Below are 17185 nucleotides of genomic sequence, written 5' to 3'. Positions count from 1 at the left end.
GTGGCGCAATACCGGGAATATTTTCTATATTATTACACAAGTCAATCGCAGCCGGAGGCAAGCCGCCGTGAAACATTTTCCCATCTTCGTCGCACTGGAAGGGCGCCGCGTGGTGCTTTCGGGCGGTGGCGACGCCGCACTCGCCAAGCTGCGCCTGCTTCTGAAAACCGAAGCGCAACTGACGGTCTTCGCACCAGCGCCGGCGCAAGAGATCGAGGACTGGCATACCGCCGGCAAGCTGCGCCTCGTGCGCCGCGCGATGGGACCGGGCGATACGACCTGTGCCGTGCTGTTCTATGCCGCGGACGAGGACGAGGCCGAGGACGCGCGCACCTCCGCCATCGCTCGCGCGGACGGCGCTCTGGTGAACATCGTCGACAACCTTCAGGACAGTGCCTTCATCACGCCGGCCATCGTCGATCGTGACCCGGTGACTGTCGCGATTGGTACCGAGGGCGCGGCCCCTGTTCTGGCCCGCGCGATCAAGGCCGATCTGGAAGAACGCCTGCCCGCCACGCTGGGCACCCTCGCCCGCATTGGCAAAGCGTTCCGCAAGGCGGTCGAGGTGCTGCCCATGGGCCGCAAGCGCCGTGATTTCTGGTCGGAGTACTATTTCGGAGCCGGCCCGCGCGCGATGGATGAAGGCGGCGAAGAGGCCGTCAACGAGATTCTTCCCGAGCTTCTGGACAGCCATGTGAACGCCGAAGAACGCCAAGGCCACGTGGCCTTCGTCGGCGCGGGCCCCGGCGACCCCGAACTGTTGACACTCAAGGCCCGCAAGGCGCTCGACGCCGCCGATGTGGTCATCCACGATCGCCTGGTTACGCCCGAGATACTTGAGCTGGCCCGCCGCGAGGCGACACTGATCGACGCGGGCAAGACCGGTTTCGGTCCCGCGATCTCGCAGGAGGTTATCAACGCGCTGATCGTCGAACACGCCGCCACCGGTGCGCAGGTCGTGCGCCTGAAAGGTGGCGATCCGACCGTCTTTGGCCGGCTTGACGAAGAGGTGGACGCGGTCAACGCCGCCGGGGTCGGTTGGCACATCGTGCCAGGGATCACCGCCGCATCTGCCGGTGTGGCCGCCATCGGTCAAAGCCTGACCAAGCGCGAGCGCAACGCCGCTGTCCGCTTTGTCACTGGCCACGACATGAAAGGTTATGCCGAGCAGGACTGGACCGCCCTCGCCCAACCTGGCGAGGTCGCGGCGATCTACATGGGCAAGAAATCCAGCCGGTTCATCCAGGGCCGCCTGCTGATGCACGGCGCGGACCGCGCCACCCCCGTCAGCATCGTCGAGAATGCGTCGCGCCCAGAACAGCGCATCGTCGCCACCACCGTAGCCCGCATGGCGCAGGACCTGGAAGCGTCTGATCTTTCCGGCCCTGCCCTGACCTTCATCGGCCTCGCGCCCCGTGCCGCAGAGGCAAATCTGACCCTTACGTCGCAGGAGTTCGCCTGATGCCCAAAGAATTCACCCCCAAGGTCGTCACCGCCAACGCCCTGCTGGAAGGCGACGTCGTCTACCAGACTGTCGATGACCGCTGGTCGCGGCATCTTTCCGAGGCTGAACTGATCAGCGACGAGGCGCTCGCCAAGCTGCGGCTGGCGCAGGCCGAAGGGCAGCCTGAACTGGTCGTCGGGCCGTACCTGGCCGATGCGAAACCCTCTGATGACGGCCCCCAGCCGACGCATTTCCGCGAGGAATTCCGCCGCACTGGCCCGTCCAACTATCACCATGGCAAACAAGCCGAGGTAAACTGATGTATTCCTATTCCGAATTTGACGCCGCCTTCGTGGCCGAGCGCAACCACCAGTTCCGCGCCCAGGTCGAGCGCCGCATCGCCGGCAACCTTACCGAGGACGAGTTCAAGCCGCTGCGCCTGTTGAATGGCCTCTACCTGCAACTGCACGCCTACATGCTGCGCGTGGCGATCCCGTATGGCACGCTCAACGCGGCCCAGATGCGCCAGCTCGCCCATATCGCCGAGACGTGGGACAAGGGCTATGGCCATTTCACCACCCGCCAGAACATCCAGTTCAACTGGCCGGAACTGCGCGATGTGCCGGAAATCCTCGATGCGCTGGCCGAGGTCGAGATGCACGCCATCCAGACGAGCGGAAACACCATCCGCAACGTGACGGCCGATCATTTCGCGGGCGCCGCCGAGGACGAGATTGCCGATCCGCGCCCGGTGGCGGAACTGCTGCGGCAATGGACCACCGATCACCCGGAATTCCAGTTCCTGCCGCGCAAGTTCAAGATTGCCGTCACCGGCAGCCCGAACGACCGCGCTGTGATCAAGGCGCACGACATCGGCCTGCAGATCGTCGAGCGTGATGGCGAGATCGGCTATCGCGTTCTCGTCGGCGGTGGCCTTGGCCGGACGCCGATGATCGGCAAGGTACTGTCGGATTTCGTCAGCCAGGAAGACCTGCTGCCCTATGTCGAGGCCACGGTCAGCGTCTGGAACCTGCTCGGACGGCGCGACAACAAGTACAAGTCGCGCATCAAGATCACGGTGCATGAACACGGCATCGACGACATCCGCGCCCGGGTGCAGGAGCGGTTCGAGGTTATCCGCCCCGCGTTCAGCGGCATCGACGTTGCCCTCTTCGAAGACATCAAGACCGCTTTCGCACCGCCTGCCTTTCGGCAGGACGGCACCGAGGTGTTCGAGACCACGTACAAGACCGACCCGATCTTCCGGTCCTGGGCCGACACCAACCTCATCGCCCACAAGGCGCCGGGATACGCCATCGTGCAGATCAGCCTCAAGGCCCACGGTGCCACGCCGGGCGACGCCACGGCGGACCAGATGCGGGTGATGGCCGACCTTGCCGAATTCTACGGCCATGACGAACTGCGCATCAGCCACGAGCAGAACGTGATCCTGCCGCATGTGCACAAGTCCAACCTGCCCGCGCTGCACGCCATATTGAAAAAGCACGGTCTGGCCACGGCGAATATCGGCCTGATCTCGGACATCATCGCATGCCCGGGCATGGACTATTGCGCGCTGGCCACGGCGCGGTCCATCCCGATCGCCCAGCAGATCGCAACCCGCTTCGACGAGTTGAAGCTGGAGCATGATATCGGCGAACTGAAGATCAAGATTTCGGGCTGCATCAATGCCTGCGGTCACCATCACGTAGGCCATATCGGCATCCTTGGCCTCGACCGTGCCGGCGTCGAGAACTACCAGATCACACTGGGCGGCGACCATACCGAGAACGCAACCATCGGCGACCGTACCGGACCGGGCTTTTCGGCAGACGAGATCATTCCGGCCATCGAGCGGATCGTCGAGGCCTATCTCGATCAAAGGCAGGACCGGGACGAGACGTTCCTGGAATTCTACCGCCGCGTCGGCATGGCGCCGTTCAAAACCGCACTCTACGAGCAGGAGAAATCCTATGCTGCAGAGTAAGATAGACACCAGCCTGCCGACCCGCGTCTCGGGCCTCAACGAGTGGTATCGCCTGAATTCGGCGACCGCCGTTCTGAGCCATGCACTAGCAAGCCCGGACGCCGGAAAACTGGCCCTCGTGTCAAGTTTCGGCGCGGAATCCGTGGTGCTTCTGCACATGATCTCTGTGCTGAAGCGCGACACGCCGGTGATCTTTCTCGACACCGAAATGCTCTTTGCCGAAACCCTGGTCTACCAACAGGATCTGGCCGAGCGACTGGGCCTGAAGGACCTGCGGATCATTCGCCCCAACGCCGACGCGGTAGCCGAACAGGACCCCAACAGAGACCTGCACCAGTCCGACACCGATGCTTGCTGCACACTGCGCAAAACCGTGCCGCTTCAACGCGCGTTACAAGGTTTTGATGGCTGGATCACGGGCCGCAAACGCTATCACGGCGGCGACCGGGCTGCGCTTGACTTTTTCGAGACCGAAGAGGCCACAGGCCGGATGAAGGTCAACCCTCTGGCGCATTGGACGCGTCAGGACGTGCAGACCTACATGGAAGAAAACCGCCTGCCCCGTCACCCGCTGGTGGCACAGGGCTACCCCTCGATCGGCTGCCAGCCCTGCACCAGCCGCGTGGCGGCCGGTGAAGATGCCCGCGCGGGCCGCTGGCGCGGAACCGACAAGTCCGAATGCGGCATTCATTTCGTCAACGGAAAACCCGTCAGAACAGGAGAAACGGCATGAGCGTTATCGTGACCGATCAAGGCTTTGCAAACGACGATTGGGACGGCCCCATCGCCGCGCTGAACGACGCGCATCCGGGCTGCGCCATCGATCTTGCGTCCAGCAACGACCCGAACGAGCTGGCCGGGCGGATTTCGGACATCCCGATGATCCGTGTCGATTTTCCCAGCTTTTCCGACGGGCGCGGCTTTACCATCGCGCGCCAGTTGCGACTGATGGGCTTCAAGGGACGCCTGCGGGCCCGCGGCCACGTCATTGCCGATCAATTTGCGATGGCACGCAGGTCCGGCTTCGACGAGGTGGAAATCTCGGACGATCTGGCGGAACGGCAGCCCGAGGACCAGTGGCTGTTCCGGGCGAATTGGCAGGCGCATGACTACCAAGCCCGTCTGCGCGGCGCCGGGCGCGGCAAGATTCCCGCCGAATGACCCCTGTAATCTGACCTGAATCAAAGTATACGAGGAGACGCCCGGATTAAGACCCCGGACGATGATTTCTGATGAACGAGACCGTAAGCGTGACCGAAGCGAAACCCGTCAAAGTCCCCACCCTGCCCGACGCCCAGACAGTGACGGCGGTCAAACACTGGACCGACCGGCTGTTTTCCTTCCGCACCACCCGCCCTGCCAGCCTGCGCTTCCGCTCGGGCGAGTTCGTGATGATCGGGCTGATGCAGAAAGACGAGAAGACCGGCAAGGAAAAGCCGCTCCTGCGGGCTTATTCCATCGCCTCGCCGTCATGGGACGACGAACTGGAATTCTATTCGATCAAGGTGCAGGACGGGCCCCTGACCAGCCGCCTGCAGCATATCGAACCGGGAGACGAGATTATCCTTCGCCCCAAACCCGTGGGCACGCTGGTGCATGACGCGCTGCTGCCGGGCAAGCGGCTGTGGCTTTTTGCAACGGGCACCGGCTTTGCGCCCTTCGCCTCGCTGCTGCGCGACCCGCAGACCTATACCGACTACGACGAGGTCATCATCACCCACACCTGCCGCGAGGTGGGCGAACTGACCTATGGCAAGGAGCTGATCGACGGCATCCGCAAAGACGAGTTGCTGGAAGAGTTGATCGGCGAAGGCTTTCACGAGAAACTGCGCTACTATCCCACGACGACCCGCGAAGAGAGCGCCAAGATGGGCCGGATCACCGACCTGATGCGCAAGGGCGAAGTGTTCGAGGACCTGGACGTCGAGCCCCTTACTCCCGAGATCGACCGCGCGATGGTCTGCGGCAACCTGGCCTTCAACCTCGAGATCAAGGAGATGCTCGAGGAATACGGCCTGCGCGAGGGGGCCAATTCCGATCCCAAGGAATACGTGGTCGAAAAAGCGTTTCTCGACTGACCCTCTTTCGAGCCTCAAATAAGAAACCCGCGCTGATCGCAGCGCGGGTTTTGTCTTTGCAGCAAGTCCGATCCGATCAGAGGTTCAGCGCCTCGCGTACGGCATCCAGCGCGCTTTCCAGCATATCGGGATTGTCCCGTGCGGCTTGCAGGCTCGACTTCAGACCCGTTTTTTGCACCGTCCCGAGGTCCGAGTTGTCGATGTACTCGGTAACCTTGTCGTAATCGAACCCCTCGGGTGTCAGCAGCTCGGTGATGGGGGTCTCGGAAGCCTCGGATGCCGCCGCTTCAGTCGAATTGACGGCCTCGTCCGTTGCCTCCGCTGCTTCAGTCGCAGCCTCTTCCGCTGTGGCTTCGGTGCCGTCGGCTGCGGCGTCGGCGGTATCGGCAGCGTCGTCTGCCACCTCTTCGGTCGCGCGTGCCGCATCTTCGGCCGCATCTTCAGTTGCGGTCGCGGCATCGCCCGCGGCATCCGCGGTCTCCTCAACCGCGTCCTCGGCGGCAGCCTCGGTTGTATCCGCAGCATCGCTGGCCGTGTCGGCAGCCGCGTCCGCCGCGTCAGAAGCGGCTTGCGTGGTTTCCTCGGCCACTTCCTCGGCTGTCTCTGCGGTCGCATCTGCTGCGTCCGCCGCGGCTTCGGCAGCAGCACCTGCGGCGTCACTGGCCGTGTCGGCTGCATCCGCGGCGGTGTCTTCAGCGAAATTGGCCGCATCGTCGGCCGCCTCCACGGCCTCCTGCGCTGCTTCGTCGGCGGCTTGCCCGGTCGCTTCAACGGCATCTTCCGCGGCCTCACCGGCATCCTCGGCGGCCTCGGCCGTTGCGTCGCCAGCAGCCTCCAGGGCCTCGCCGGTTTCCTGAACGGCATTCTCGGTTGCCTCGCCGGCGGCATCCGCGGCGCTTTCCAGTTCCTCGGGCGAGGAAACAGTTTCGGACACCTCGTCCACAACTTCCTGCGGTGACTTGCCGGTGAAGAGCATGTAGCCCCCGGCAAGGATGACAAGGGCCACGATCAGCCACAAAATGTTTCTCATTGGTATTCCTCTCAACTGGCAGGTTTCTGAAGACTTTCACAGCCTGCCTCACAGTTGCTTCGAGATGAAGCGTAAAAACGGTGCATGCAAGGGGAAATTACCGCCGGTCAAGGCTCTGACCCCCGATTTTGCCGCTTGAAACACCCCCTACGCGCGGTTACCTTGCGACCTCAAACTCGCTGAACGATCGAAGGACAAAAACCATAGCTCGCAGACCACACAACGCGCCCCCGACGCGCGACACCGGCCCCCGCATCAACGACAAGATCCGCGTTCCGGAAATCCGCCTGATCGGCGCGGAAGGTGAAAACGTCGGCGTCGTGACGCCCGAACGCGCCATGGGCATGGCAGAAGAGGCCGGTCTGGACCTGGTGGAAATCTCGCCGAACGCCAACCCGCCGGTCTGCAAGATCATGGACTATGGCAAATACAAGTACGAACAGCAAAAGCGGGAATCCGAGGCGCGCAAGAAGCAAAAGGTCATCGAGGTGAAGGAGGTGAAGTTCCGCCCCAACACCGACACGCATGACTACGACGTCAAGATGCGCAACGTGTTCCGCTTTCTGGAGAATGGCGACAAGGTGAAGATTACCCTGCGGTTTCGCGGTCGCGAAATGGCGCACCAGGATCTGGGCCGCGAACTGTTGCAGCGGGTGGCCGAGGACATCAAGGAAATCGGCAAGGTCGAGAACATGCCGAAGATGGAAGGCCGCCAGATGATCATGATCATCGCCCCGGGAGCCAAGTAGACCGTCAGAATTCGTGCCGCCGGGGTCAGCCGCTTGCGCGGTCTGACCGGGCCAGTCTGATCGCTTGATTTTCTGGCGGTCAGATGGTCTGATGACATTTGGATCACCCGCCCGGAACCCGTCACTCACAAAAATCAAGGGTTCACGATACGCCATAGTAGCCGACGTCGTGCGTGGTGATACGGATCAAAAGGGGACTTGGGGATGCAGTGTGGACGGCTTGTGGTCGCAGGGTTTCTTGCCTGTACTGTCGCACAGGGCGCCTTTGCCGAACGGGCGAGCGACGGCCAAGTCAACCTGATTTTCTGGCAGGCACCGTCGATCCTGAACCCCTATCTTTCCGGCGGCATCAAGGATATCGAGTCGGCCAGCCTCGTTCTTGAACCACTGGCTCGATACGACGAGACCGGCGACATGGTGCCATGGCTGGTGGACGAGATCCCAACGGTCGAAAACGGCGGTGTGAGCGACGACTTCAAGTCGATCACCTGGCGTCTTTCCGACGACCTAACATGGTCCGATGGCACGCCCGTGACTGCGGCAGACGTCAAGTTCTCATGGTCCTATTGCACCGCCGAGGGCGGCGGCTGCGCGCATGTGGACAAGTTCGCGGGCATTACCGATATCGAAACGCCCGACAACCGCACCGTCGTTGTCCGATTTGACGAGCCAAAGCCGTTTCCCTACGACGCATTCGTCGGCGCCTCCTCCCCCATCCTGCAGGCCGACCAATTCGCTGACTGCCTGGGCGAGCGGGCCCCGACCTGTACCGATGCCAACTTCTATCCCATCGGCACCGGTCCCTTCCTGGTGGACGAGTTCCGCACCGGCGATACGGTCAAGATGTCGGCCAATCCAAATTATCGCGACCCCGCCAAGCCCGCCTTTGCCAGCCTCCTGATCAAAGGCGGCGGCACGGCAGAAAATGCTGCTCGCGCCGTGCTGGAAACCGCGGATTACGATTATGCCTGGAACCTGCAATTGCCCCCCGAAGTGCTGGACGGCATGCAGGCGGCCGGCAATGGGGAGGTGGTATCGGCCTTCGGAACGCTGGTCGAACGGATCGTGATCAACATGACCGATCCCGATGCGGATCTTGGCGAAGAACGCTCGACCCTCGCACATCCGCATCCGTTTCTGGACGACATCGCCGTGCGTCAGGCGCTGAGCATGGCCATCGACAGGTCAATCCTGGTACAGATCGGCTATGGCGAGGCCGGGCGCGTTACCTGCAACATCCTGCCCGCCCCCGAGGTCTATGCCTCCGACGCCAACGAGGCCTGCAAGGTGCAGGATATCGAAGGCGCCAAGGCACTTCTGGACAGTGCCGGGTGGACCGACAGCGATGGCGACGGTGTCCGCGACAAGGACGGCGTGCCGCTGCGCATGATCTTCCAGACGTCCACCAACGCCGTGAGACAGACCTTCCAGGCCGCCATCAAAAGCTGGTGGTCCCAGTTGGGCGTGGAAACCGAGTTGCGCAATATCGACGGCAACATCTTTTTTGGTAGCGACGCGAACAGCCCGTACACCTATCAGAAATTCTATGCCGACGTTCAGATGTACGCCCAGATGTTCGATGGAACAGATCCCGAGGCGTACATGGCCAGTTGGACCTGCGAGCGCATCCCGACACCAGAGAACCAGTGGCAGGGCACCAACATGCCCCGTTACTGCAACGAGGCTTTCGACGCGCTGTCGGCCGAGCTGCGCGAGACCGGCGGTCGTGACGAGCGCGCGAAGTTGGCCCGCGCCATGAACGACATGCTGGTGCAGGACTTCGTTATCTTGCCACTTGTTCATCGCGGTCGCGTATCAGCGCATGTCAATTCGCTTGGTGGCGTCGTTCTGAACACATGGGACAGCGAGCTTTGGAATGTGGCAGACTGGCACCGCCTATCGGCCGAATGATCCGGCAACCGGGATAGGCGTGGCGTAAATGGACCGGGTGGAATGCTGACATTCGCGCTGCGCCGACTGCTCGTTTCGATCCCGCTGCTGATCGTGATAGCGCTGATCATTTTCCTTTTGCTGGACCTCGCGCCCGGCGACCCGATGGGAAACCTGCCGCAGACGATTTCGCCCGAGGTGAAGGCCCAGATGCGCGAGGCGCTCGGCCTTGGAGAGCCGTTGCATGTGCGGTTCTGGCGTTGGATGGTGCAGATTTTCTGGGTCGAGCCGCAGGTGCTGATCGACAACATCTTCGGCACCTCCATGGCTGTCGACAAGCCGCGCGTTCTGAGTTGGCAAAGCCGTGCGCCAGTGATGTTCGAGATCGCGCAGGCCCTGCCCCAAACGCTTTGGGTGGTCGGGACGGCCTATGTCGTGGGGATACTGATGGCTCTGCCCATCGGCATATACTCGGCTTACCGCCAGTATTCGGTGTTCGACAACGCAGGAACCCTGGTGACAATGCTGGGCTACTCCCTGCCACCGTTCCTGACCGGGCCATTGGTGATATACGTGTTCTCCGTTCAACTGGACGTCTTTCCATTCATCTACGAGACCACGCATCGTGTCACCGACTGGGAAAGCTTCACATATCAGGTCCGTCAGATGGTCCTGCCGGTGATGGTACTGTCGGTCCAAACCACGGCGCAGATAAGCCGCTACATGCGATCGGCGGTGCTGGACAACCTGGGGCAGGATTACGTACGGACGGCGCGGGCCAAGGGCATGAGCGAATGGGTCGTCTTGATGGTGCATGTCCTGCGCAACTCGATGATCCCTGTGGTGACCGTGATTGCACTGGGAGCACCGGCTATTTTCGGCGGGGCGATCATCACCGAACAGGTCTTTGCGATCAACGGGATCGGGGCGCAGCTGATCAGCGCGATCAAGGCGAATGACGTACCGCTTGTGCATACGCTCACTTTCCTGTTCGCGGTGCTGATCGTGCTGGCCAATCTGCTGGCAGACCTGCTTTACGGCCTGCTCGACCCGAGGATCCGCTATGGCTGAGCGGCGCGTCGTTTCCTCCGGTCCCTGGCGCGACATGTGGCGCCAGTTCATGCGGCACAAGGGTGCGGTGTTCGGCGCCGGCCTGTTCGCAGTCATCATTTTTGCCGTGCTTGCTGGCCCGCTTCTGTGGCGCGTTCCGCCGGATACGCCAGACTTTTCGTCGCTCAACGCAGGACCGAGCATGGCGCATCCCTTCGGCACCGATCAACTGGGCCGAGACCTGCTTGCCCAGGTACTGTCGGGCGGGCGCATTTCTCTTGCCGTGGGACTGACGGCGATGGTGCTGTCGGTCCTTCTTGGTACTCTTGTCGGCGTGGTTGCAGGGGTCTTCAGACGGCTCGACGGGCCGCTCATGCGGCTGACGGACCTGTTCCTGTCCCTGCCCCTGTTACCACTACTGCTGGTCATCATGATGCTGTTCCGCGAGGCGCTGAGCAGTGCCGTCGGCACCAACACGGGCATCTTCCTGCTGATCGTGACGGCCATTGGCGTCACAAGCTGGATGCCGGTCGCCAGGATCGTGCGCGGCGATGTCCTGAGCGTGCGGGAGCGCGAGTTCGTGTTGGCCGCGCGCGCCTCGGGCACCACGCAACTGCGCCAGATCACGCGGCATATCCTGCCCAACATCCTGTCGCCGATCGTCGTTTCAGCCACGCTGGGCATCGCCAACGCCATCATCACCGAAAGCGCGCTCAGCTTTCTAGGGCTTGGCTTCCCGTCCGATTTTCCCACCTGGGGTCGTTTGCTGAGCGACGGGGTTGTCTATCTGTCCGAGTTTCCCTGGCGGGTGTTCTGGCCCGGCGTGATGATCTCGCTCACGGTGCTGAGCGTGAATTTCATGGGCGACGGCCTCCGCGATGCGCTTGATCCCAAGTTGCGCGGACGCGCGGCGCCGCTTTGATCCCGATCAAGGACCGCCCTGCCCGGCCTGATAGGCTGACGGCGCAGCAACAGGAGGCCGACATGAATTTCGCTCACCAGAAGACCGCCCTGATCGAAAGGCGCAAGGCATTGACCACGCATATGACCCAAGTCGAGCATACGCTGGATGAGGCGCCGTCCAAGGACTGGGAAGACCGCGCGTCGGAACGGCAGGGCGACGAGGTGCTCGAAGCGCTCGGCCTGACGGAGCTGGCCGAAGTTCGGCGCATCGACGCCGCGCTGGCGCGGATCGAAGCAGGCACCTACGGAACCTGCACCATTTGCGGCGACCCTATCACGGAGGCCCGGCTGGAATTTCTTCCGGACACCCCGTTCTGCACGTCCTGCGCGGACTGACCGCGTCAGGCCGGCATGCGCTGTTCCACGATCCCGGCCCACCAACTGCACCCCGCCGGGATGACCTCGTCGTTGAAGTTGTACTCGGGGTGGTGCACCGGGGCCGAGGCGCCGTTTCCGACGAGGATATAGGCGCCGGGGCGTTCCTCGAGCATGAAGGCAAAGTCCTCTCCGCCCATCACCAGGGGTGCTGTATCACATTGACCTGACACGGATTTCGCCACTTCAGCGGCAAAGTCCGTCTGTTCATCATGGTTGGCCATCACCGGATAATTGTATTCGTAGTCCAGCGAGATCTCGGCCCCGAACGCCGCGCCGATATGGTCGCAGATGCCCTTCATCCGGGTCGCGGCCAGCTCTCGCGTTTCATTGCTGAGCGTTCTGACTGTGCCCATCAGCGTGACGCGCGACGGGATGACGTTGAAGGTGTGCGACGAGGTTTCCATCGAGGTCACCGACACGACGATCTGCTGGATCGGGTCGGCGTTGCGGCTGACGATGGTTTGCAGCGCAGTCACCAGATGGCCGGTGACGACCGTGGGATCGATGGTTTCATGGGGCTTGGCGGCGTGGCCGCCCTTGCCTTCGACGACGATGTCGAACTTGTCGGTCGCGGCGAAGAACGGGCCGGGACGGATGGCGAACTGACCCGACTCCACCCCCGGCCAGTTGTGCATGCCGTAGACCTCCTGGATGCCGAACCGCTCCATCAACCCGTCGTCGCACATTTCCTTGCCACCGCCGCCGCCTTCTTCGGCGGGCTGGAAGATGATGACGGCGGTGCCGTTGAAATTGCGCGTCTCCGCAAGGTACTTTGCGGCGCCGAGCAGCATGGCGGTGTGCCCGTCATGACCGCAGGCATGCATGGCGCCCGGTGTCTTCGAGGCATAGTCGAGACCCGTCGCCTCGTGAATGGGCAGCGCGTCCAAGTCGGCGCGCAGGCCGATCGTACGGCCAGACGTTGCCTCGTGCCCCTTGATGACCGCCACAACGCCGGTGCGGCCCAGCCCTGTGACCACGTCGTCGCAGCCGAAGCTTTGCAGTTTTTCGGCTACCAGGGCGCTGGTGCGGTGGGTATCGAACAGAATCTCGGGGTTTTCGTGGATGTCACGGCGCCACCCGGTGATCTCATCCTGCATTTCTGCAAAGCGATTCTTGATGGGCATGGGCGGTCCTTTTAGTATCCACAATCCGAGGTCAGAACGACGTGATCCGGCGCGACGGTGCGATAGAGCGACGGACCGGGCGCGTGACCCTTGGGGTGTATAGGGGACGGGATCGGTTTGAAACTCAAATCACTTATTCGGTGCCTATGGGCAGGGTCGGCGACCGGCACCGCACGCAAGAGGGCGCGGGTATACGGGTGCTGGGGGTTTTCCAGCACCGCGGCGCGGGGGCCGCGTTCGACGATGCGCCCGGCAAACATGACCGCGACGTGATGACTGACCCGTTCGACCACCGCCATATCATGGCTGATGAACAGGTACGAAAGCCCCAAGTCGGCCTGTAATTCCATCAACAGGTTCAGAACCTGCGCCTGGACGCTGACATCCAGCGCCGAAACAGCTTCATCGGCGACGATTAATTTCGGGTTAAGCGCAAGCGCGCGGGCGATGGCGACCCGTTGACGCTGTCCGCCCGAGAGTTCGTGCGGGTAGCGGTCGAGATAGCTGCGCGGCAGGTCGACACGGTCAAAGAGCGCCGCCACGCGTTCGGTGCGTTGCGCTTTGTTTTCATTGGTGAAGTTTCGCAAGGGCTCGGCGACCTGCTCGGCCAGGCGCAGCATGGGGTTTAGGCTGCCGTAAGGATCCTGAAAGATCATCTGCATCTGCGCCCGGATGCGACGGAGTTGAGCCGATTGAAAAGCCGTGATGTCTTGGCCGTCCAGCATGATGCGCCCGCTGTCCGGCTCCACCAGCCGCAAAATCGAGCGGCCTACGGTGGACTTGCCACAACCGGATTCACCAACAAGTGCAAGAGTTTGACCCGCATTGATCGCAAAGGACACGTCCTCGACCGCGTGAACATGTCCGATGGTACGGCGCAGCAGGCCGCCTCTGACAGGAAAGCGGGTGCTCAGGTGCTCGACCCGAAGAAGCTCGGTGCCCTGCCCCGGGATCGGTTTCGATGGGCTATCGGGGTCGAGCGGGAATGGCTCGGGATCAGGCTTGCCACGCATGTCGCCAAGACGCGGAACAGCGGCAAGGAGGTGCCGCGTGTACGGATGGGACGGCGCGGAAAACACTTTTGAAACAGCGCCTTCCTCGACCTTCTCACCCCCCTTGAGGACCACGACGCGATCGGCCACCTGGGCCACGACGCCCATGTCGTGGGTGATGAACAGAACGGCGGTGCCGAAGTCGCGGCGGAGGCGGTCGATCAGGGCGAGGATTTCAGCCTGGGTGGTGACGTCGAGCGCGGTGGTGGGCTCGTCGGCGATCAGCAGGCGCGGCTCACAAGCCAGCGCCATGGCGATCATGACCCGTTGTCGCATGCCGCCCGAGAGTTCATGGGGGTATTGGGTGAGACGGCGGGCGGTTTCGGACAGCCGGACTTCTTGAAGCAATTCCAATGCCTTGGCGCGCGCGGCGGCGCGCGAAAGGCAGCGGTGTTTGCGCAAGCCCTCGGCCAGTTGGAAGCCAATCGTGAAGACCGGGTTGAGGGCCGTGGAGGGTTCCTGGAAGATCATGCCGATCCGGGCACCACGCAGGTCACGCATTTGATTTTGCGTGAGTTTTCCAAGGTCGACCGGACCCTGCCCTGCGTCGAAGAGCATTTGCCCGTCGGTGATCTGTCCGCCGTCGAAGCCGACGAGGCGCATCAGGGCCAGCGAGGTGACGGACTTTCCGGATCCGGATTCTCCAACGATTGCAAGGGTTTCTCCAGGCGCGATTTCAAAGGAGACGTCGCGCACGGCGTCGATATCGCCCGCGTCGGTGCGGAACGAGACGCGCAGGTTTTCGATCCGGGCCAGGGGCATATCGCGCATGACACCGAGTTAACCCGCCGCGTCCGGCGAGGTCAAATGGCAAAGGTTAACGGCGAATCGGTGGCTGAAATCCGCGTCGGTATCGCGTCGGTATGTGCTACGGTATCGCGACGGTGTTCCTGTCAGGCGTCCCGAATGAACGGACCGGACGGTGGGCGCCGGAATTTGTTAACATTCCGGCGCCATCTCAGGGCGCGGCGGGGGTCAGGCGGGTGATTCCGACCGAGGCGGCGCGCGCCAAATCGGCGTCGAGCGACATGGGAATGTATTCGCCCCGGCGCCAGAGCTGGGCCATGTCGTCATAGTGCCGGCTGAGGAAGTGGCCCGATTGCCCGGTGGCGGTGATGAAGACGCTGCTGTCGGGGTCGGCGAAATCATAGACCCCGCGATAGCCCGCGCCATGGACGTTCTGAAACGGGTCGGGTCCCTGCCCCTTGGTGCGCCCGCGCAGGAGCGTGTTGTCGCCGCCCGAGGTCGACTGGCGGATGTTTACGAAGTAGCGCAGCAACGGCACCTCTCCCAGGGTCTGGTGATCGTGGGTCGCCTGGTGCGCGTCGCCCCAGCGCAGGCTTTCCAACGCGCTGCCATAGCGTTCGTCGATCCAGATGAGCGCCGCGTCGAGCGCGATGCGGGCGATGTCCGAGCAGGTTTCCTGGGCCGTGGATTGGCGGATATCGCACCACGCGGACGCGCCGTCGATGTCGCGGTAGACGCGCTCGATGAAGACCGGGTCGGGATGGGTGAAGTCGTCGGCCAGCGGGCCGAGCTCGTCGACGATCAGGCGCCGTTGCAACTCGCGCAGCCAGGCGGCGTAGATCAGCGGTTCGGGCAGATGCTCGTTCATCTCGCCGTTCCATTCCGACAGCAGCGTGAGCGCGCGCTGGCGCTGGCGTTCGGGCGTTCCCTCGGGCGCGGCTTCGCCGGTGAACCACAGGTCCTTGCCGATGAGCGGCAACAGCGAGCGGGCGGTGAAGCTGACGGTGTCGAGTTGCGCCTCGATGAAGCTGTCGCGGGTGTGAACCTCGCGGTTCTGCATCAGACGGCGCCAGCGGAAGACGCGCTGCGTGTCGCCCCATTTGTAGCTGACATGGTTGGGGAAAGGACGGTCCACCGTCTTGTTGTTGGTATTGCCCAGAACGCCGCCTGCCGGGGCCTTGAACTCGGGGTTCGCCGAATAGGCCAGCGTGCCTTGCCAGCGATTGGTGTCTTCCCACCCGCGCGAAGGGTAGCGACCGCGCGTTTCATGCTCGGCGTCGCGGCGGGGCATGGCGCCGATGGTCTTCATGGCGATGGTGGACTGATCGACAAGCGTGAGGTTCTGCGACGGCGCGATGTAGCTTTCGCCCGCCGCGATGGCCTCGTCCACCGAGGCCGCGCGCATCAGGGCCATGGCCGAGGACAGCGTCGTGTCGCTGTCCGACAGCGCCGTCCAGCTGAGCGAGGCCACGTGGCCAGGTGGCGTGACATCGGCGAGGTTGTAATGCGAGCCGGGCAGCACCGGGCCATTGTCGGTCCAGCGCAGGGTGAGCGTGATAGGCGCGTTGTCCGCGATGCGGATGATCGTGCTTTCGGTGCGGAACGGTTTGTATCCGTCGGGCGTGAGGTATTCCTGCGGGTTGTCTGGGTTGAGGCGCTCGATGAACAGGTCCTGATCGTCGAGGTAGGAGGAGGTGACCCCCCAGCCCAGGTCGGCGCTGCGCCCGGCCATGACGATGGGCACGCCGGGGATGGTGGCGCCGATCACGCCGCCGGTCTGAAGCTCCAGCCGGGCGAGGTACCAGATGGCGGGCGCGGTCAGGCCGAGATGCGGATCGTTGGCCAGCAGCGTGCCCCCCGAGGCCGAGCGTTTGGGTGCGGCGGCCCAGGCGTTGGAGGCGCCGGCGAAGGCGCGCTTCTTGAAAGGCGAAAGCGGGTGGTCGGGGATGCCTGCGCCTGTGCTGTGGGCGAATTGCGTACCCTCGGGGAAGAGGCTGGCGTAATCGGGCAGCGCGGCGATGCCGGTGCCGGGGGCGAGCGGCATGATGTCTTCCATCCGATCGGCATCGTCGAGTTCGAGCGCTGCGTGGGCGTAAAGCACTTCCTCTTCCAGGTGGGCCGACAGCTGCACCGCCATCAGCTTGACGATGGCAATGGAGTCGGCGGGCGTCCAGGGCGAGACGGGATTGTTGAACAGGAACATCTCGGGCGCGCCGCGGCCCAGGGCGGATTCGTTGATTTCCTGCAGACGTGCGTTCACCCCGGCGGAATAGGCGCGCAGGGCGGCGAGTGTCTGGGTGTCCTGCGCCTCGACCGACCGCTGGGCCAGCGTGTAGAGGTCGAAGCGGCGCAGGATCTTGTCGATCTCGACGGTGCGGGTGCCGAACACCTCGGAGAGGCGCCCCTGCACGGTGCGGCGCATCATCACCATCTGCCACAGCCGGTCCTGCGCGTGGGCATAGCCCAGGCCATAAAACGTGTCGGGGTCGTTGGTGCCGAAGATGTGCGGCACGTTGGCGTTGTCGCGCACGATCTCAACCGGTTCGAGGATACCGATGACCTCGAGATCCTTGGAATAGTCGGGCAGCGAGCGCGACAGCAGGAAATAGACGCCCAGCAGCGCGACCAGGCCGAGCAGGATCATCCCGCCCGCGATCCGCACCAGCCATTTGAACACTTGCGCCATGCCCCAC

General features: G+C 63.2%; 15 protein-coding genes. 11 read left to right on the top strand and 4 right to left on the bottom strand.

Features of this window, described 5'->3' with window-relative positions:
* Positions 1 to 67: 67 nt before the first annotated feature.
* The 6 genes from cysG (at position 68) to PVV74_RS18485 (ending at position 5509) form a co-directional block, all read left to right on the top strand.
* Positions 68 to 1462: a siroheme synthase CysG gene (gene cysG / locus PVV74_RS18510; protein WP_274594263.1), complete on the top strand. Its 1395-nt coding sequence runs from the start codon at positions 68 to 70 to the stop codon at positions 1460 to 1462.
* The gene (locus tag PVV74_RS18505; protein ID WP_103764176.1) at positions 1462 to 1764 is read left to right on the top strand and encodes a DUF2849 domain-containing protein; all 303 of its coding nucleotides are present in this window, start codon (positions 1462 to 1464) and stop codon (positions 1762 to 1764) included. Before cysG ends, PVV74_RS18505 begins: the two co-directional genes overlap by 1 nt.
* Positions 1764 to 3431: a nitrite/sulfite reductase gene (locus PVV74_RS18500; protein ID WP_103764175.1), complete on the top strand. Its 1668-nt coding sequence runs from the start codon at positions 1764 to 1766 to the stop codon at positions 3429 to 3431. The genes PVV74_RS18505 and PVV74_RS18500 overlap by 1 nt, the downstream gene beginning before the upstream one ends.
* Positions 3418 to 4164, top strand: coding sequence for a phosphoadenylyl-sulfate reductase (locus tag PVV74_RS18495; RefSeq protein ID WP_274594262.1), 747 nt, complete (start codon positions 3418 to 3420; stop codon positions 4162 to 4164). Before PVV74_RS18500 ends, PVV74_RS18495 begins: the two co-directional genes overlap by 14 nt.
* Complete coding sequence (locus PVV74_RS18490; protein ID WP_274594261.1) at positions 4161 to 4592, top strand: DUF934 domain-containing protein; 432 nt, start codon at positions 4161 to 4163, stop codon at positions 4590 to 4592. The genes PVV74_RS18495 and PVV74_RS18490 overlap by 4 nt, the downstream gene beginning before the upstream one ends.
* 71 nt (positions 4593 to 4663) lie before the next feature.
* A complete protein-coding gene (locus tag PVV74_RS18485) occupies positions 4664 to 5509 on the top strand; it encodes a ferredoxin--NADP reductase (protein WP_274594260.1) in 846 nt (281 codons plus the stop codon).
* 76 nt (positions 5510 to 5585) lie between these two features.
* Here the strand turns inward: PVV74_RS18485 and PVV74_RS18480 are convergent, their stop codons facing one another.
* Complete coding sequence (locus PVV74_RS18480; protein WP_274594259.1) at positions 5586 to 6539, bottom strand: hypothetical protein; 954 nt, start codon at positions 6537 to 6539, stop codon at positions 5586 to 5588.
* 128 nt (positions 6540 to 6667) lie between these two features.
* Here PVV74_RS18480 and infC point away from each other — a divergent pair, with 128 nt between their 5' ends.
* From infC to PVV74_RS18455, 5 genes are all read left to right on the top strand, one after another.
* Positions 6668 to 7288: a translation initiation factor IF-3 gene (gene infC / locus PVV74_RS18475; protein ID WP_103764171.1), complete on the top strand. Its 621-nt coding sequence runs from the start codon at positions 6668 to 6670 to the stop codon at positions 7286 to 7288.
* 204 nt (positions 7289 to 7492) lie between these two features.
* Positions 7493 to 9199: a peptide ABC transporter substrate-binding protein gene (locus PVV74_RS18470; protein ID WP_274594258.1), complete on the top strand. Its 1707-nt coding sequence runs from the start codon at positions 7493 to 7495 to the stop codon at positions 9197 to 9199.
* 42 nt (positions 9200 to 9241) lie between these two features.
* Complete coding sequence (locus PVV74_RS18465; RefSeq protein WP_103764169.1) at positions 9242 to 10249, top strand: ABC transporter permease; 1008 nt, start codon at positions 9242 to 9244, stop codon at positions 10247 to 10249.
* Positions 10242 to 11150, top strand: coding sequence for an ABC transporter permease (locus PVV74_RS18460; protein WP_274594257.1), 909 nt, complete (start codon positions 10242 to 10244; stop codon positions 11148 to 11150). Before PVV74_RS18465 ends, PVV74_RS18460 begins: the two co-directional genes overlap by 8 nt.
* Positions 11151 to 11212: 62 nt before the next feature.
* The gene (locus PVV74_RS18455; RefSeq protein ID WP_103764277.1) at positions 11213 to 11527 is read left to right on the top strand and encodes a TraR/DksA family transcriptional regulator; all 315 of its coding nucleotides are present in this window, start codon (positions 11213 to 11215) and stop codon (positions 11525 to 11527) included.
* A gap of 5 nt (positions 11528 to 11532) precedes the next feature.
* Here the strand turns inward: PVV74_RS18455 and PVV74_RS18450 are convergent, their stop codons facing one another.
* From PVV74_RS18450 to PVV74_RS18440, 3 genes are all read right to left on the bottom strand, one after another.
* Complete coding sequence (locus PVV74_RS18450; protein WP_274594256.1) at positions 11533 to 12693, bottom strand: M20 aminoacylase family protein; 1161 nt, start codon at positions 12691 to 12693, stop codon at positions 11533 to 11535.
* An 11-nt stretch (positions 12694 to 12704) separates the two neighbouring features.
* Positions 12705 to 14516, bottom strand: a complete 1812-nt coding sequence (locus PVV74_RS18445) for an ABC transporter ATP-binding protein (RefSeq protein ID WP_274594255.1) — start codon at positions 14514 to 14516, stop codon at positions 12705 to 12707.
* A 187-nt stretch (positions 14517 to 14703) separates the two neighbouring features.
* Positions 14704 to 17178 (bottom strand): penicillin acylase family protein, encoded by a 2475-nt coding sequence (locus PVV74_RS18440; protein WP_274594254.1) that lies wholly within the window; start codon positions 17176 to 17178, stop codon positions 14704 to 14706.
* Positions 17179 to 17185 lie beyond the last annotated feature (7 nt).

Source organism: Roseovarius sp. SK2, from assembly GCF_028807495.1.
Classification (GTDB): domain Bacteria; phylum Pseudomonadota; class Alphaproteobacteria; order Rhodobacterales; family Rhodobacteraceae; genus Roseovarius; species Roseovarius confluentis.
Note: the sequence above shows the minus strand (reverse complement) of the source record. Positions and strands in the feature narration are given on the sequence as shown.

Excerpts from the sequence above, each read along its gene's own strand:
- PVV74_RS18505 (WP_103764176.1), top strand. The coding sequence starts at position 1,462 with ATGCCCAAAGAATTCACCCCCAAGGTCGTCACCGCCAACGCCCTGCTG.
- PVV74_RS18500 (WP_103764175.1), top strand. The coding sequence starts at position 1,764 with ATGTATTCCTATTCCGAATTTGACGCCGCCTTCGTGGCCGAGCGCAAC.
- PVV74_RS18495 (WP_274594262.1), top strand. The coding sequence starts at position 3,418 with ATGCTGCAGAGTAAGATAGACACCAGCCTGCCGACCCGCGTCTCGGGC.
- PVV74_RS18490 (WP_274594261.1), top strand. The coding sequence starts at position 4,161 with ATGAGCGTTATCGTGACCGATCAAGGCTTTGCAAACGACGATTGGGAC.
- PVV74_RS18485 (WP_274594260.1), top strand. The coding sequence starts at position 4,664 with ATGAACGAGACCGTAAGCGTGACCGAAGCGAAACCCGTCAAAGTCCCC.
- PVV74_RS18480 (WP_274594259.1), bottom strand. The coding sequence starts at position 6,539 with ATGAGAAACATTTTGTGGCTGATCGTGGCCCTTGTCATCCTTGCCGGG.
- PVV74_RS18470 (WP_274594258.1), top strand. The coding sequence starts at position 7,493 with ATGCAGTGTGGACGGCTTGTGGTCGCAGGGTTTCTTGCCTGTACTGTC.
- PVV74_RS18465 (WP_103764169.1), top strand. The coding sequence starts at position 9,242 with ATGCTGACATTCGCGCTGCGCCGACTGCTCGTTTCGATCCCGCTGCTG.
- PVV74_RS18460 (WP_274594257.1), top strand. The coding sequence starts at position 10,242 with ATGGCTGAGCGGCGCGTCGTTTCCTCCGGTCCCTGGCGCGACATGTGG.
- PVV74_RS18455 (WP_103764277.1), top strand. The coding sequence starts at position 11,213 with ATGAATTTCGCTCACCAGAAGACCGCCCTGATCGAAAGGCGCAAGGCA.
- PVV74_RS18450 (WP_274594256.1), bottom strand. The coding sequence starts at position 12,693 with ATGCCCATCAAGAATCGCTTTGCAGAAATGCAGGATGAGATCACCGGG.
- PVV74_RS18445 (WP_274594255.1), bottom strand. The coding sequence starts at position 14,516 with ATGCGCGATATGCCCCTGGCCCGGATCGAAAACCTGCGCGTCTCGTTC.
- PVV74_RS18440 (WP_274594254.1), bottom strand. The coding sequence starts at position 17,178 with ATGGCGCAAGTGTTCAAATGGCTGGTGCGGATCGCGGGCGGGATGATC.